Origin of the sequence: Amycolatopsis sp. NPDC005961 (assembly GCF_040629235.1) — a bacterium.
GTDB classification, from domain to species: domain Bacteria; phylum Actinomycetota; class Actinomycetes; order Mycobacteriales; family Pseudonocardiaceae; genus Amycolatopsis; species Amycolatopsis camponoti.
In genome coordinates this window covers 20,510-35,532 of sequence record NZ_JBEXVF010000043.1, presented here as the reverse complement: position 1 = coordinate 35,532, position 15,023 = coordinate 20,510, and the positions used below count along the sequence as shown (strand labels likewise).

Genomic DNA, 15,023 nt, shown 5'->3' with positions numbered 1-15,023 from the left:
GGCGCCTGCGGAAACCACCGAATCGGTGGAAGCTGCCCCCGGCCAAGCCCCCGCCGACGCAGCTCCTCCTCGGGCCGAACCCGTCGATGCGGCCAAGACCGGTGCCGCCGGTGCAGCAAAAGCACGGCCCACCGGCGCGGCGAAGGCCAAGCCCGCCGCAGCCGCGGGCGCCAGCACCTCCGCGGCAACCGCCCGCCCCGAACCCGCGAGCACCGCGAATGCCGGGCCCACCGGCGCCGCGAGAGCCGGGGCCACCGGCGCCGCGAAGGCCGGGCCCACCGGCAGCGCGAAAGCCGGGCCTGCCGGCGCCGCGAAAGCCGGGACCACCGGCAGCGCGAAAGCCACGGCCGGACCCGCGAGCACCCGCACAGCCAAGGCCGGACCGGCGAGCACCCGCACCACAGCCACCCGCCCCAAGCCCCCCACAGCGGCGACAACCGACCCCACCACCTGGGCCGAAGACACCACCCCCTCCCGCCCACTGATCATCGCCCTGGCCATCGCCACCCTCGGCGCCATCGCCCTCACCGCCGCAGCCGTCGTCACCGTCTCCCCGGCCGCGGGCCCCGGGTTCGGCAGCTGGCCCTGGCTGGCCCTCCTCGCCCTCGCCCCGGTCCTCGCCGCCATCTGGACCGCCGTCGCCGGGAAACCCGCCCTCGCCAAAGGCCTCCTCCTGGGCCTCGCCGCCCTCGCGCCGGGGCGGCTGGTGCTCGACCTCGAGTTCGCCGTCAACGGGCCCCTCACCATCCGCCCCGAGCTCTACCTCCCCGACCGCTTCGTCGGCGGCTCGGCCGTCGGCGCCGGGTTCTGGTTGCTCTTGGCCGGTGACCTGCTCACCGTCGGCGCCGGTGTGGCCGCCTGGCAGGCGAACCGGCAAGACGACGAACCCGAACGGCGACGCTGGCGCCTGCTCGTCCCGCTGCTCGCCGTCGCCGCCTCCGTCGGACTGCTCACTGCCCCCGTCGGCTCGGACAACGGCTTCCTCCTCGCCCGCGCCGCCTTCGAAGGGCCCTGGCCCGCCCTCGGCGGCTATCTGCTGCTCGCCGCCGCGCTGCCGCTGGCCGCCGTGCTCGCGCTCGCCTCTCCGTCCGAAAGCACCGCGAGAGGCACCCTGCTCGGCCTCACCGCCGGCGCCTTCGGGGTGGCCGTGCCGCCCGTTCTCGCCGGACTCCTGCGCGACGACCTCCACGTCACCTGGGGCCCGGTCGTCGTGCTCGCCGCGACCGCCATCACCGCCGGCCTCGCCTTCACCCGGCTCAGCGAAACGCCGAAAGACACCGAGAGCGACGTCAAGGTCCCCGGCATCTTCTGGTGGCGGCTGACGACCGGCGTGCTCGGCCTCGCCACCGCCGTCGCCGCCCTGATCGGGACCTTCGCGCCGCAGGTCGCCGTCACCGCGGTCAACCCCGGGGCCGGCGCGCCCACCAGCGCCGCCGCGGAGAGCCCCGCCCGGTGGTTCCTGCTCGCCGCCGCGCTCGTCGTCGGGGTCCTCGCGCTCGGCACCCTGATCCGCAAGACGGCGGCCGGCGCGCGGTCCGTGCTCGGGGTCGCCTGGGCGGGGATCGTCCTGGCCGGCACCGCCGTCCTGAACACCGCGCTGACCGCCACCCAGGCCGGCAACCTCGCCGGCTTCGGGGGCGCGGACCTCGGCGGCACGTCCGGCGCCGCCCCCGTCTTCACCTACGACCTCGGCGCCGGTGCGGCCTGGACGTTCGCCGCGCTCGTGCTCGCCGTCCTGGTCGCGCTCGCCGCCGCCGGGACCGGGGTCGTCGAACGCGAGGACGCCGAAACCGCCACCGAGCCGGGAAAGAACGTGCTCACGCCCGTCGTGGCCGGCGGGGTGCTGGCCGTCGCCGCGTTCGGGCTGCCCGTCTTCAGCGTGCCCGGCTACGTCGCGCCCGGGCTCTGGTCGAACTTCGACACCCCTTCGTGGGGGCTGCTGACCGCCGTCGTGGTCGTCGTCGGCGCGGCCGCGCTCGCCCTGCGGTCGCGGCCCAAGCCCGCCGCGACCCTGCTCGCCGGGGCCGCGCTGCTCGCCGCGTTGCACGCCGCGGAACTGCCGCTCGTCGGCGGTTCCCTCGGCGACGCGAGCCCGTCGACCGGCTTCTGGCTCGCCCTCGCCGCCGTGGCCGCGCTGCTCGTCGCGGCGGGCATGTCGGTCGCCGGCAGCCGGCATGAGCCGTCGTGAACCGTGAGCGACTCCGGGTGCTCGTCGTCGAGCTCGGGAAGCCCGATCCGGCCGCCGTCGCGCTCGGCCGCGCGCTGCGCGACGACGGCATGGAGGTCGTTCACGCCGGGCCGCTGGACACCGTCGAGCAGATCCTCCGGACCGCCGAGCAGGAGGACCCGGACGCCGTCGCCGTGCTCGGCGAGCGGCCGCCGCCGGACCTCGAACAGGCGCTCGACCCCGTCCGCGTGGTTCCGGTCGACGCCGGGACGACCCCGGAAAAAGCGGCGGAACGGTTGCGCGGTGGGCGGTCTCACACCGCGGGAGCACCGTCTGACCGCGTACGGTGACCGACTTCACCAGGTGCGGAGTCCCCTGCGTCTGCGCAGGTCGCTAACCTCGACTGGTCCGACAGCGCGGTCCGGTCGCGGACCACCTGCAGTGGCGTGTCGTCAGGAGACTGGAGTAGTGGACCTCTACGAGTACCAGGCGAGGGATCTCTTCGCCGCCCACGGAGTACCGGTTCTGCCGGGCTCGGTGGCTAGCACCCCCGAAGAAGCCAAGGCCGCCGCGGAGCAGATCGGTAACCAGGTCGTCGTCAAGGCGCAGGTGAAGGTCGGCGGCCGCGGTAAGGCGGGCGGCGTCAAGCTGGCCCAGACGCCCGACGAGGCGAAGGAGAAGGCGGAAGCCATCCTCGGCCTCGACATCAAGGGCCACATCACGCGTCGCGTGCTGGTGGCCGAAGCCTCGGACATCGCGTCCGAGTACTACTTCTCCTTCCTGCTGGACCGGTCCAACCGGACCTTCCTGGCGATGGCGTCCTCCGAGGGCGGCATGGAGATCGAGCAGCTCGCCGTCGAGCGCCCGGAGGCGCTCGCCAAGATCCCGGTCGACTCGATCACCGGCGTCGACAAGGCGAAGGCGCTCGAGATCCTGAAGGCCGGCAACTTCCCGGCCGACATCATCGACGAGGCCGCCGACGTCGTCGTGAAGCTCTGGGAGACCTTCGTCTCCGAGGACGCCACCCTGGTCGAGGTCAACCCGCTGGTCCGTGACCCGCAGGACAAGATCATCGCCCTCGACGGCAAGGTCACCCTCGACGAGAACGCGGACTTCCGCCAGCCGGGCCACGAGGCCCTGGTGGACAAGGACGCGGAGAACCCGCTCGAGGCGAAGGCCAAGGCCAAGAACCTCAACTACGTCAAGCTCGACGGCCAGGTCGGCATCATCGGCAACGGCGCGGGCCTCGTCATGTCCACTTTGGACGTCGTGGCGTACGCGGGCGAGAAGCACGGCGGCGTGAAGCCGGCGAACTTCCTCGACATCGGCGGCGGCGCGTCGGCCGAGGTCATGGCGGCCGGGCTGGACGTCATCCTCAACGACACCGACGTCAAGAGCGTCTTCGTCAACGTCTTCGGCGGCATCACCGCCTGCGACGCGGTGGCGAACGGCATCGTCGAGGCCCTGAAGATCCTGGGCGACGAGGCCGCCAAGCCGCTGGTCGTCCGCCTGGACGGCAACAACGTCGTCGAGGGTCGCCAGATCCTGGCCGACGCGAACCACCCGCTGGTCACCGTGGTGGACACAATGGACAACGCGGCCGACAAGGCTGCCGAGCTCGCCGCGGCAGGTGCGTGAAGATGTCGATCTTCCTGAACGAGAACAGCAAGGTCATCGTGCAGGGGCTCACCGGCTCCGAGGGCATGAAGCACGCGACCAAGATGCTGAAGTCCGGCACGAACATCGTGGGTGGCGTCAACGCCCGCAAGGCCGGCCAGACCGTCACCATCGAGGGCAAGGACCTCAAGGTCTTCGGCACCGTCGAAGAGGCGATCAAGGAGACCGGCGCCGACGTGTCGGTCATCTTCGTGCCGCCGAAGTTCGCGAAGGACGCGGTCGTCGAGGCGATCGACGCCGAGATCCCGCTGGCCGTCGTCATCACCGAGGGCATCCCGGTGCACGACTCGGCCTACTTCTGGGCCCACGCCGTCGCCAAGGGCAACACGACCCGGATCATCGGGCCGAACTGCCCCGGCGTGATCAGCCCGGGCAAGTCGAACGCCGGCATCATCCCGGCCGACATCTCCGGCCCGGGCCAGATCGGCCTCGTGTCGAAGTCCGGCACGCTGACCTACCAGATGATGTACGAGCTGCGGGACATCGGCTTCTCCACCGCGGTCGGCATCGGCGGTGACCCGATCATCGGCACCACGCACATCGACGCCCTCGAGGCGTTCGAGGCGGACCCCGAGACCAAGGTCATCGTGATGATCGGCGAGATCGGTGGCGACGCCGAAGAGCGCGCCGCGGCCTACATCAAGGACAACGTGACGAAGCCGGTCGTCGGTTACGTCGCGGGCTTCACCGCGCCCGAGGGCAAGACCATGGGCCACGCGGGCGCCATCGTGTCGGGCTCCTCCGGCACGGCGGCCGCGAAGAAGGAGGCCCTCGAGGCCGCCGGCGTCAAGGTCGGCAAGACCCCGAGCGAGACCGCCGTTCTGGCGCGTGAGCTGTACAACAACCTCGGCTGAGTTCGAGGCGTAACTCCTGGTGAGGCCGGGCATCCGCAGGGTGCCCGGCCTTTCCTGGTTTCAGGACGAAACCTCCCGAGGTATTCACGCGTCTGATGGGCTGGTGGCCTGCGAGTGCGCTAGCGTTCTGCGCACGCAAGCCGCCTCGTCTTCCCCCGGGTGCCCGCGTGCCCCGGAGTGCCGGTCGAACCGACAGGAGTGCTTCCCGATGACCTTCCCCAGCGGTGGGCCCGGCTACCCCCAGCAGGGTGGCGGCCAGCAGCCCCCCGGACCGCCGTCCAGTGGCTTCCCGGCGCAGCAGCCGCCGCACTCGCACCAGGCGCCCTCGGGCGCCGCGGGCCTGACGCAGAACCTGCCGCTGCTGCTCTCCCTGGGCGTCGCGGTGTTCGGCATCGTCCAGTACTTCCTCGGGTTCTCCGACAAGGCCGACACCGGTCTCGGCACGGTGCTCCTGCTCGCCGGTGGCCTGCTCGCCGGGATGTACGCGCTGCCGAGGGGACCGAAGACGCTGCCGTTCGCGGCGCTGCTCAGCGTCCTCGGCGCGCTCGAGGTCCTCGACTCGCTCATCGCGCTGCAGACGACGCCCGGCATCTTCGTCATCGTGCTGATCCTGGGCATCCTGCAGATGGCCGCGGCCGTCGGCGCGCTGCTCATCGAGCAGGACATCGTCAAGCCGCCGACGCCGAAGCCGGCCGCGCCGTCCTACGGCGGCCAGTACGGCCAGGCGGGCCAGCCGGGCCAGCCGGGCCAGCAGCAGTACGGCCAGCCCGGGCAGCAGCAGTACGGCCAGCAGCAGCCGGGCCACGGACCGGGTCCGGCCGGCCAGGCCGGGGAGCCGTTCTCGCAGGGCCAGTACGGTTCGCCGAACCCGCCGTCGACCACGCCGCCGCCGGGGCAGCAGGCCACGACGTACGCCCCGCAGCAGGGCTCGTTCTTCCAGCAGCCGCCGCCGGACAACCCGGGCACGCCGCCCGGTGGCTTCGGCAAGTCGAGCTGACGCAAGTCCCTCGAAACACCCGCTGTGACGCTCTGTGTCACAGCGGGTGTTTTGCACTCGAGGGGTTACTCGACCGGGTGGGTTAGCTTCCCCACCCCGGCCGACGGCGGCGTGGCTCACCCGGACGGACCAGCCCGGATGTCAGGGTGCGGATCATGGACCTGCTCACCGACTCCCGCGAGGAGCCGGTGGGCGACCTCGAACCCGACGTCGAACTCTCCCGGGCGGCGCGGGTGCGGGTGTTGCTCGCCGCCGCCCTCGGCCCGCTGGTCACCGGCTACGCCGTCGTCGCGACCGTGCTGACGCTGGTGGCGCTCACCGCCCCCCGCACCGTCTTCTCCGGCACCGGCGTGCTGCTGGCCGCCGGGCCCGGCTGGCTCGCCGCGCACCAGGTGCGCCTCGGCCTCGGCGTCCACCCGCTCGGCGTGCTGCCGCTGCTCCCGACCCTGGGCGCGCTCGTGCTGGCCGCGCGGACGGCGTCCGGCGCCACCGTGCGCCTCGGCTGCCGGACACCGCGCGGGGCGCTGCCGGTGTTCGTGACGATCACCGGCGCGCACGCGCTGTTCGGGCTCGTCATCGCGCTCTGCGCGCAGGGCTCGCCGGTGACGGCGAACCCGATGGTCGCCTTCGCCGTGCCCGGGCTGCTCGCCGCGGCGGCCTCGGCGGTGGGCATCGCCCGGTGCTGCGGACTGCCGGACGTCGTCGCCGAGCGCCTCGACCCCCTCGCGCTGCGCGGGGTCCGGGCCGGTGCGCTGGGCCTCGCGGTGCTGGTGGCCTGCGGTGCCGTCGTGTTCACCGTCGCGACCGCGCTGTCCTGGCGGACGGTGGCCGACATGTACGAGCCCGCGCTCGGCAGCAGCTTCGGGATGTTCCTGCTCTCCGTGCTGTACCTGCCGAACGCCGTGACGGCCACGCTGTCGTTCGTCACCGGGCCCGGCTTCTCGATCGGCGACCTGAACGTCGGGATGTTCGGCTACCGCGGCGGTGCCGTCCCCGGCGTCCCGCTGCTGGGCGGCCTGCCGGAACACCACGCGGCGTGGTGGCCGGCGCTGCTGGTGCTGCCCGCGGCCACCGGCGCGCTCGTCGGCTGGTCGCTGCGCAAGGTCGACGCGGACCCGGCGCAGCGCATCCGCGCGGTCGCGGTGGCCGGCGCGGTGGTCGCGCTCGGCTGCGTCCTGCTGGGCTCGCTGTCCGGCGGGCGGCTCGGCGACGGCCCGTTCGACCCGGTCAGCGTCCCGGTCGGGGTCGCGTCGATCGTCGCGTTCTGCTGGATCTTCATCCCGGGTTCGTTCGTCGCGTTCTTCACGGGCGAGCACGAGCCGCCCTCGCCGCCCGAAGCGCTCGAGGACAACGAGGCCTTCGAAGACGCCGAAGAGGTCGACGTCGACGAAGCCGCCGAAGCCGTCGAGGAACTGGAAGCGTCCGAAGAGGACGAAGAAACCGAAGAGCCCGAAGCAGAAGCTGGCGAAGAACCCGGCGAGGACACGGAGTTCGACGCCGAAGCCGACGCCGAACTGGGCCTCGAAGACCCGGCCGAGGACGTCCCCGAAGCCGGCGAGGTTGTGACCGGAGGCACCGAGACCTGCGGCGACGTCGAGGCGGCCGAGACCGACCGTTAGGGTTGACGTGACCTGGTGAAGCGCCGTGCGCCCGGCTGCGCACCGCCCGCGGCAAGGAGCCCGCTCTGTCTCAACGGTTGGACCTGCCCACTCCGGTGAAGCTCGTCGTACTCGCGTCGGGCTCCGGCACCCTCCTGCAGGCGGTGCTGGACGCCACCGGGCGGTCCGGCTTCCCGGCCAAGGTCATCGCCGTCGGCGCCGACCGCACCGGCATCGAAGCGCTGACCCGCGCCGAGCGCGTGAGCATTCCGTCGTTCACGGTCCGCGTCGCCGACCACCCCGACCGCGCGGCCTGGGACAAGGCGCTGACCGAGGCCGTCGGCGCCTACCAGCCCGACCTGGTCGTCTCCGCCGGGTTCATGAAGATCCTCGGCGAACAGTTCCTCGGCCGGTTCACGGTGGTCAACACGCACCCGGCGCTGCTCCCGTCGTTCCCCGGGATGCACGCGGTGCGCGACGCACTCGAAGCCGGCGTCAAGGTCACCGGCTCGACCGTGCACTTCGCGGACGCCGGGGTCGACACCGGGCCGATCATCGCCCAGGAGGCGGTCGTCGTGGAGCACGACGACACCGAAGACGTCCTGCACGAACGGATCAAGGCCGTCGAACGCAGGCTGCTGGTGGAAACGATCGAGCGACTCGGCCGCGGTGGCTGCACCGTGGACGGACGAAAGGTGACATTTCGTGAGCACTGACCTGGGACGGCGCCCGGTCCGCCGGGCGCTGATCGGCGTCTCGGACAAGGCGGGCCTGCTGGACCTCGCGACCGGCCTGCACGCGGCCGGCGTCGAGATCGTCTCCACGGGCGGCACGGCGAAGGCCATCGCCGACGCGGGTGTCCCGGTCACGCCGGTCGAAGACGTCACCGGCTTCCCCGAGTCGCTGGACGGCCGGGTCAAGACGCTGCACCCGAACGTGCACGCCGGGCTGCTCGCCGACCAGGGCAACCCCGACCACGTCGAGCAGCTGCGCAAGCTGGACATCGCGGCGTTCGACCTGCTCGTCGTGAACCTGTACCCGTTCACACAGACCGTCGCGTCCGGCGCGAGCCCCGAGGACTGCGTCGAGAACATCGACATCGGCGGCCCGGCCATGGTCCGCGGCGCCGCGAAGAACCACGGCAGCGTCGCGGTCGTCGTCGACCCGGCCCGCTACGGCTGGGTCCTGGAGCGCGTCGCCGACGGCGGCTTCGACCTCGCCGACCGCAAGCGCCTCGCCGCGCAGGCGTACGCGCACACGGCGTCCTACGACATCGCCGTCGCGTCCTGGTTCTCCAACGTCTACGCCCCCGATGAGGACGCTGTCGACTCCGGCTTCCCGGACTTCTCCGGCATCAGCTGGGAACGCGGCGAGGTGCTGCGCTACGGCGAGAACCCGCACCAGAAGGCCGCGCTGTACAAGGGACACCGGGCCGGCCTGGCCCACGCCGAGCAGCTGCACGGCAAGGCCATGTCCTACAACAACTACGTCGACACCGACGCCGCCCGCCGGGCCGCGTACGACTTCGCCGAGCCGGCCGTCGCGATCATCAAGCACGCCAACCCGTGCGGCATCGCGGTCGGTACCGACATCGCGGAGGCGCACCGCAAGGCGCACGCGTGCGACCCGGTTTCGGCCTACGGCGGCGTCATCGCGACGAACCGGCCGGTCAGCCGCGAGGCCGCCGAGCAGATCGCCGAGGTGTTCACCGAGGTCGTGCTGGCGCCGGACTTCGACGCCGAGGCGCTGGAGATCCTGCAGCGCAAGAAGAACATCCGGCTGCTGAAGCTCCCCGAGGTCCCGCCGTCCCCGATCGAGTTCCGCCAGATCTCCGGCGGCGTGCTCGTGCAGACCGTCGACGCGATCAACGCGCCGGGCGACGACCCGGCTTCGTGGACGCTGGCGACCGGCACCCCGGCCGACGAGCAGACCCTGCGCGACCTCGAGTTCGCGTGGCGTTCGCTGCGCGCGGTCAAGTCGAACGCGATCCTGCTCGCCGCGGACGGCGCGACCGTCGGCGTCGGCATGGGCCAGGTCAACCGCGTCGACTCGTCGCGGCTGGCGGTCTCGCGGGCGGGTGACCGGGCGAAGGGCTCGGTGGGCGCGTCCGACGCGTTCTTCCCGTTCCCGGACGGCCTGGAGGTGCTGGTCGAGGCGGGCGTGCGGGCGATCGTGCAGCCCGGTGGCTCGGTCCGCGACGCCGAGGTGATCGCGGCCGCGGAGAAGGCCGGCGTCACGATGTACCTGACGGGGACGCGCCACTTCGCGCACTGACCCCGGCTTCGCTTCGAGAGGGAGGGCTCGATGCAGCAACCACCACCGCCGTACGGACCGGGTCAGCCGGGCTACGGGCAGCAGGGGCCGCCGGGGTATCCCCAGCAGCCCGGCTACCCGCCACCCGGCTACCCGCAGCAGGGATATCCCGGTTACGGCGGGCCCGTGCCGCCGCCGAAGAAGAAGCGGACCGGGCTGATCCTCGGGATCGCCGGCGCGGTGGTGGTGCTGCTCGGCGCGGGCATCCCGCTCGGGATCTTCGCGAGCGACTACTTCGCGAGCACCGGCGCGGCACCGTCGTCGTCGCCGGTGCCCGCCGAGTGCCAGGTCCCGGCGGCGGTGCTGGAGAAAGCGGGCTTCCCGAGCTTCGCGCTGGGCGGCCCGGGCACCGCGAACGTGCCCGGCCTGAAGCAGGTCAACTGCAGCTGGAAGCCCGGCTCCGACGAGAACGTCCGGGACGCCACCCTGAGCGTCCGGATCACCGGGTACTCCGGGGAAAACGCGCGGGCCCAGGCGAACCAGCTGTTCGCGCCGGTCGGCCCGGAGGTGCCGCCGACCGACGTCAAGGGCGTCGGCGACAAGGCGGTGCTGGTCCGGCTGGTCACGAAGAGCGCCTTCAGCGGTTCGGAGCTGCACGTCCTGAAGGGCACCACGGTCGTCATCGTCGAGGTGTCCGGCTGGGACAAGGGCTTCTTCTCGAACTCGCCGATGCCGCAGCAGGAGACCGACGACGCCGTGAAGGCGGTCGGCACCGAGATCGTCAAGAAGCTCCGCTAGGGCGGAACAGTGCGTAGGCGACCTCGTCGCGCCAGCCGCCGTCGCGCCAGGTGACTTCGCGCATTACGCCTTCGCGGTGGAACCCGGCCCGTTCCAGCGTCTTCTGCTCGGCAGCGTTGCCGCCGTCGGTGAACGCCTCGAGCCGGTGGGCGCGCGTGACCGAGAAGAGGTGGGCGACGAGCAGCCGGTGCGCGGTCAGGCCGAGGCCCCGGCCGCGGTGTTCCGGCAGCAGCGTCAGGCCGATCTCGAAGCAGCCGCCCGCGGGACCGCCGCGGTCGGCGGCTTCCCAGCTCGCCATGCCGGCGACGACGTCGTCCGCGGTCACGGCCAGCGCCGTGTCGTCCGGGCCGAGGTAACCGTCTTCGGCCCAGCGGCGACGGCGCACCCGTGGGTCCGTGAACCCGGTCCACTGGTGGACACCCAGCACCGCCGGGTCGGTCGCGAACCGGTCCAGGACCGGCAGGTCGTCCTCGTGGAAGGGCCGCAGCGCGACGTCGGTCACGCCGGCGCGGGCAGCGTCTTGCAGAGCGCGACGGGGAACTTCGGCTCGGCTGCCCGGATCTCGGGGCAGCCGGCTGACTTGACCTGCGCGAACGACGTCCAGCCGGTGTCGGCCCAGCGGAAGACCGAACGGGCCGGCGGTTCGGTCTGCCGCACCGGCAGGTCCAGGACCAGCCAGTTCGGGTCGCAGACGCGGGTCGTGCCCGTGCTCTGGGCGCCCGTCGCAGTCACGGCGGCGCCGATCCAGGCCGGGTCGCAGTGGTCGGCGGGCGGGGCGCAGGTGCCCTGGGGCGCGCAGTGCCCCCAGCCGGCGCCGAGCTTGTGCCAGGCGTTGCCGTTGTCGCCGTTGAGGATCACGGTGCGGTCGGCGACCGGCGTGGCCGTGGCCAGCAGCAGCTCGGCGGGCACCTTGTCCTGGCAGCCGCCCGAGGCGGGCCGGGTCGAGTAGACGACGTCGGCGCGGACGTCGGTCTTGGTCTCCACGATCTGCTCGATGCGCGGTTCCCGGACGCAGCCGGGGTCCTTGCCGGGCAGGGCGACCTGCACGAACAGGCTGGTCGGCTCCGGCCCCGGGCGGATCCCGGTGACGTCGGCGCGGAAGGAGCGCCACTCGGCGCCCATCGTCGTCGGCCCCGGGGCCGCGGCCTTGGCGCCGGGCACCCCACCGCCGGCGGTGAGCACGACGGTCAGCACCGCACCCGCCGCGACCAGTGCTCCGGCGATCCACAGAACCGGCCGTTTGGTCATCGCGCACCCCCAGAAGTCCACCGGGCAATCTAGCCGACGCCGCAGCGTCAGGCGGGCGGACCGGGTTTTCGCCGATCCGGCCGGAAGCAGGCCGCCCGCCCCGAGGCAAGGAACCGTTGCCACGAAACCATTCGGCCGTGACTGCGGCCGGCTCGGCGACGAATGGCTCAGTAGCGCTGTGTGACTTCCTTCTCCAGGTAAACGGCGCCGCTGATGTGGCCGCCGGCCGCGGGCGCGTCGGTGAGCCGGTAGCCGGCCCGCTGGTAGAGCGTGATGTTGCGGGTGCTGCGGGCGCCGGTGAACAGGGCGAACCGGCGTGCTTCGGCGGGTGCGTGCGCCTCGGCGTGCTCGAGCAGCCGGCGGCCGAGCCCGCGACCGGCGAGATCGGGCGCGACCATCAGCCTGCCGAGCTCCCAGCGGTCGCCTTCGAGCCGGGCCCGCACCGCGCCGACCAGCCGGTGGTCCTGCCGCAGGACCCAGACCGACCAGGTCTTGGCCCAGTCGCGGACGTCCTCGAGGGTTTCGTGCAGGGCGGGGATGTCGAGGGTGTCGTTGAGGACGGCCTCTTGGACCCAGCAGCAGCGTTGCAGGACGAGCAGTTCCGGGCAGTCTTCGGGCCGGACTTCGGTGAGCTCCACAGGGGACTGTTTAGCGACCGGGGCTCGGCGGGGGCAACCGCATTGCCGGGGCGGGGGTGCTGCTTCGGTGGCGATTCTGCCCGTGGCCTGCGGTTTCTGTCGTCCGCAGCCCGGTTTCTTGACCCACTGGTGGGTGACTTGACAGGTCGGGCGGTTCGCGGTTGACTTGAGCACATCGAACACGTGTTCGATGTGAAACCGCCGCCTTCCCCGCGGCGAACCAGTGCCGTCGGTCGCGTTTTGGGAGAGGCCCGACCGCCGGCCTAGTCCGTGGTGGGGAGGTGCGTGCGGTGACCGCTGTGGTGGAGCCGCCGGTGGCCCGGCTGGCGGCCCTGCCCGGGGTCAGCACGGCGAGCCGGGTCGCGGCCCAGGCCGAGCGGGCCCGGGCGACGGGGAAGGTGCTCCCGGTCGTCCCGGCGCTCGCCGGGCTGCTGCCCGCGGGCGGGCTCCGGCGCGGGAGCACGGTGGCGGTCCACGGGGGCACATCGCTGGTGTTCGCGCTGCTGGCCGAGGCCACCAGCGCCGGGTCGTGGGCGGCCGTGGCCGGCCTCCCGTCGCTGGGTCTGGCGGCGGCGTCCGAGTACGGCGTGGACCTCGCCCGGGTGGCGCTGGTCCCGCACCCGGGCGTGGAGCTCCCGGCGGTGGTGGCGGCGCTGCTCGACGGCGTCGACCTGGTGGTGGTCAACGCGGAGAGGGTGCAGCCGGCCGTGGCGCGGCGGCTGTCGGCCCGGGCCCGGCACCGCGGGGCGGTGCTGCTGGCGTCGGGCGCGTGGCCGGCAGCGGACGTCGAGCTGTCGTGCCGGTTTTCGGCGTGGTCCGGCCTGTCGGACGGCTACGGCCACCTGCGCGAGCGAAAGGCTTCGGTACGGGTCCACGGCCGCGGCGCGGCGGCCCGCCCGCTCTCGGCTTCGCTCGCGCTCCCCGGCTCCGCCGGTGCTCCGTCGCCGGCCGAACCTCGCGGCTCCGTCCACGAGGAGGCCACGGCATGACTCGGCATCCCCATCAGACTCCCTCGCCGGACTGTCCCCACCGCCCGAAGCGCCATGTCCCCAAGTCCTCGTGTCGGCTCGCCAATCACCTAAGCCGACCCTCCAGGTACGCAAGCCGACCCTCTGGGCACGCAAGTCGACCCTCTGGGCACGCGAGCCGCCTGGCTGGCCTGCGTCTCTCACGCGGGGAGGCCGCATGACCGTCCCCGCGCAGCGGCGTTCCGTCGACCTCCCCACCCGGATGCTCGTCCTCTGGTGCCCGGACTGGCCCGTGGTCGCCGCTGCGGCCGTTGAGGGCGTTGCCGTCACCGTGCCCGCCGCTGTTTTCAGTGCGAACCGGGTTGTCGCGAGCAATGCCGGGGCCCGGCGGAACGGCGTCCGGCGGGGGATGCGGCGGCGGGAGGCGCAGTCGAACTGTCCGGACCTGGCCGTCTTCGCCGCCGACGACGGCCGGGACGCGCGGCTCTTCGAAGCCGTCGCGAGGGCGGTCGAGGCGCTCGTCGTCGGGGTCGAGGTCGTGCGGCCGGGGCTCGTCGCCGTCCCTGTCGACGGTGCCGCCGGGTACTTCGGCGGGGAGCACGCCCTCGTCGAACGGCTCGTCGACGAAGTGTCCGCCGCGGCGGGCGTGGAGTGCCAGGTCGGCGTCGCCGAAGGGCTCTTCGCCGCGACGCTCGCCGCTCGGTGCGGGGAGTTCGTCGAACCCGGGCGCGTCGCCGAGTTCCTCGCGCCGCTGCCCGTCACCGAGCTCGACCAGCCCGGCGCCGAGCGCGCGGAGCTCGTCGACCTGTTGCGCCGGCTCGGACTGCGGACGCTCGGCGCGTTCGCGGAACTCCCCGAGCGGGACGTCGTCAACCGCTTCGGTGCCGACGGCGTGCTCGCGCACCGGCTGGCGCGGGGCCGGTCCGAACGTCCGCCGCTGCGGCGCCGGCCGCCGCCCGAACTGACGCTCACCGAGGAGTTCGCCCCGGTCGTCGAGCGGGTGGACGTCGCGGCCTTCCTCGCCAAGGGCCTCGCGACGCGGTTCTGCGCCGGGCTCGCCGGGCACGGTCTGGCCTGCACGCGGCTCGGTGTCTACGCGGTCACCGAGGAGGGCGAACACCTCGGCCGCGCGTGGCGATGCGCGGAACCGCTGACGCCCGCCGGGGTCGCCGACCGCGTGCGCTGGCAGTTCGAAGGCTGGCTGCGCGCGGCGCCGGGCCGGCGTCCGACTTCGGGTGTGGTGCGGCTGCGACTGGAGCCCGAGGAGGTCGTCGAAGGGCGATCTCTGCAGCTCGACCTGTGGCGGAACGGCCGTTCCGACGAGGACGACGAACGCGCGGCGCGGGCGTTCGTGCGGGTCCAGGGACTGCTCGGGCCGGGGGGAGTGGTGACGCCGTTGCTCGACGGCGGCCGCGACCCGGCGGGCCGCGTCCGGCTGGTGCCGTGGGGTGACCCGCGCGAGCAGTCGGCGCCCGCGGACGCGACCTGGCCCGGACGGCTGCCGGCTCCTTCGCCCGCGACGGTCCTCGACCGCCCGGTGCCGGCCCAGGTCTTCGACGGCGAGGGCAGGCCGGTGGGCATCACGGCGCGCGAGCAGCTGACGGCGGTCCCGCGCGGGCTGAGCATCACCGGCGGCCCGCCACGCGAGGTCGTGGGGTGGGCGGGGCCGTGGCCGGTGGCGGGTGACCGCCGAAGACCGGGCCCCCGGCGCGCGCGGCTGCAGCTGCTGATCGCGGGTGAGCCGGACGACCCGCCCGACGCGGTGCTGGTGCACTGCGCGGGCACGGAAAATCCACTGTGGACGGTCGAGGGAGTGTACGACTGA

At 73.2% G+C, this 15,023-nt stretch carries 14 protein-coding genes; 11 read left to right on the top strand and 3 right to left on the bottom strand.

The features are described from left to right. Window positions 1-25 precede the first annotated feature (25 nt). The 9 genes from ABZ342_RS31415 (at window position 26) to ABZ342_RS31375 (ending at window position 10,344) form a co-directional block, all read left to right on the top strand. Window positions 26-2,188, top strand: a complete 2,163-nt coding sequence (locus ABZ342_RS31415; protein WP_360480580.1) for a hypothetical protein — start codon at window positions 26-28, stop codon at window positions 2,186-2,188. Next, on the top strand, window positions 2,185-2,517 hold the full coding sequence (locus ABZ342_RS31410) for a hypothetical protein (RefSeq protein WP_360480577.1): 333 nt from the start codon (window positions 2,185-2,187) through the stop codon (window positions 2,515-2,517). Before ABZ342_RS31415 ends, ABZ342_RS31410 begins: the two co-directional genes overlap by 4 nt. Window positions 2,518-2,635: 118 nt before the next feature. Next, entirely contained in the window at window positions 2,636-3,805 is a 1,170-nt protein-coding gene (sucC, locus tag ABZ342_RS31405; RefSeq protein WP_155548956.1) for an ADP-forming succinate--CoA ligase subunit beta, read from the top strand. Window positions 3,806-3,807: 2 nt separating this feature from the next. Next, entirely contained in the window at window positions 3,808-4,698 is an 891-nt protein-coding gene (gene sucD, locus ABZ342_RS31400; protein ID WP_360480574.1) for a succinate--CoA ligase subunit alpha, read from the top strand. A gap of 208 nt (window positions 4,699-4,906) precedes the next feature. Then, the gene (locus ABZ342_RS31395; RefSeq protein WP_360480571.1) at window positions 4,907-5,695 is read left to right on the top strand and encodes a DUF5336 domain-containing protein; all 789 of its coding nucleotides are present in this window, start codon (window positions 4,907-4,909) and stop codon (window positions 5,693-5,695) included. A 146-nt stretch (window positions 5,696-5,841) separates the two neighbouring features. Continuing rightward, on the top strand, window positions 5,842-7,314 hold the full coding sequence (locus tag ABZ342_RS31390) for a DUF6350 family protein (RefSeq protein WP_360480568.1): 1,473 nt from the start codon (window positions 5,842-5,844) through the stop codon (window positions 7,312-7,314). A gap of 77 nt (window positions 7,315-7,391) precedes the next feature. Continuing rightward, window positions 7,392-8,009 (top strand): phosphoribosylglycinamide formyltransferase, encoded by a 618-nt coding sequence (gene purN, locus ABZ342_RS31385; protein ID WP_155548960.1) that lies wholly within the window; start codon window positions 7,392-7,394, stop codon window positions 8,007-8,009. Next, on the top strand, window positions 7,999-9,567 hold the full coding sequence (purH, locus tag ABZ342_RS31380; RefSeq protein WP_360480565.1) for a bifunctional phosphoribosylaminoimidazolecarboxamide formyltransferase/IMP cyclohydrolase: 1,569 nt from the start codon (window positions 7,999-8,001) through the stop codon (window positions 9,565-9,567). Before purN ends, purH begins: the two co-directional genes overlap by 11 nt. Window positions 9,568-9,597: 30 nt before the next feature. Next, on the top strand, window positions 9,598-10,344 hold the full coding sequence (locus ABZ342_RS31375; protein WP_360480562.1) for a hypothetical protein: 747 nt from the start codon (window positions 9,598-9,600) through the stop codon (window positions 10,342-10,344). On the opposite strand, the gene ABZ342_RS31370 is transcribed toward ABZ342_RS31375, so the two are convergent. From ABZ342_RS31370 to ABZ342_RS31360, 3 genes are all read right to left on the bottom strand, one after another. Next, complete coding sequence (locus ABZ342_RS31370; RefSeq protein WP_360480559.1) at window positions 10,328-10,846, bottom strand: GNAT family protein; 519 nt, start codon at window positions 10,844-10,846, stop codon at window positions 10,328-10,330. The genes ABZ342_RS31375 and ABZ342_RS31370 overlap by 17 nt on opposite strands. Beyond that, a complete protein-coding gene (locus tag ABZ342_RS31365; protein ID WP_360480556.1) occupies window positions 10,843-11,592 on the bottom strand; it encodes a hypothetical protein in 750 nt (249 codons plus the stop codon). The genes ABZ342_RS31370 and ABZ342_RS31365 overlap by 4 nt, the downstream gene beginning before the upstream one ends. 167 nt (window positions 11,593-11,759) lie before the next feature. Further along, window positions 11,760-12,230 carry a GNAT family N-acetyltransferase gene (locus ABZ342_RS31360; RefSeq protein ID WP_155548964.1) on the bottom strand — a complete coding sequence of 157 codons (471 nt, stop codon included), beginning with the start codon at window positions 12,228-12,230 and terminating at the stop codon, window positions 11,760-11,762. Between the two features lie 290 nt (window positions 12,231-12,520). On the opposite strand from ABZ342_RS31360, the gene ABZ342_RS31355 reads away from it, so the two are divergent. Then, the gene (locus ABZ342_RS31355; protein ID WP_360480553.1) at window positions 12,521-13,219 is read left to right on the top strand and encodes a hypothetical protein; all 699 of its coding nucleotides are present in this window, start codon (window positions 12,521-12,523) and stop codon (window positions 13,217-13,219) included. Window positions 13,220-13,460: 241 nt separating this feature from the next. Further along, entirely contained in the window at window positions 13,461-15,023 is a 1,563-nt protein-coding gene (locus ABZ342_RS31350; protein ID WP_360480665.1) for a DNA polymerase Y family protein, read from the top strand.

Coding starts and splice junctions, on each gene's coding strand:
- ABZ342_RS31365 (WP_360480556.1), bottom strand. CDS start 11,592: ATGACCAAACGGCCGGTTCTGTGGATCGCCGGAGCACTGGTCGCGGCG.
- ABZ342_RS31395 (WP_360480571.1), top strand. CDS start 4,907: ATGACCTTCCCCAGCGGTGGGCCCGGCTACCCCCAGCAGGGTGGCGGC.
- ABZ342_RS31350 (WP_360480665.1), top strand. CDS start 13,461: ATGCTCGTCCTCTGGTGCCCGGACTGGCCCGTGGTCGCCGCTGCGGCC.
- ABZ342_RS31375 (WP_360480562.1), top strand. CDS start 9,598: ATGCAGCAACCACCACCGCCGTACGGACCGGGTCAGCCGGGCTACGGG.
- sucD (WP_360480574.1), top strand. CDS start 3,808: ATGTCGATCTTCCTGAACGAGAACAGCAAGGTCATCGTGCAGGGGCTC.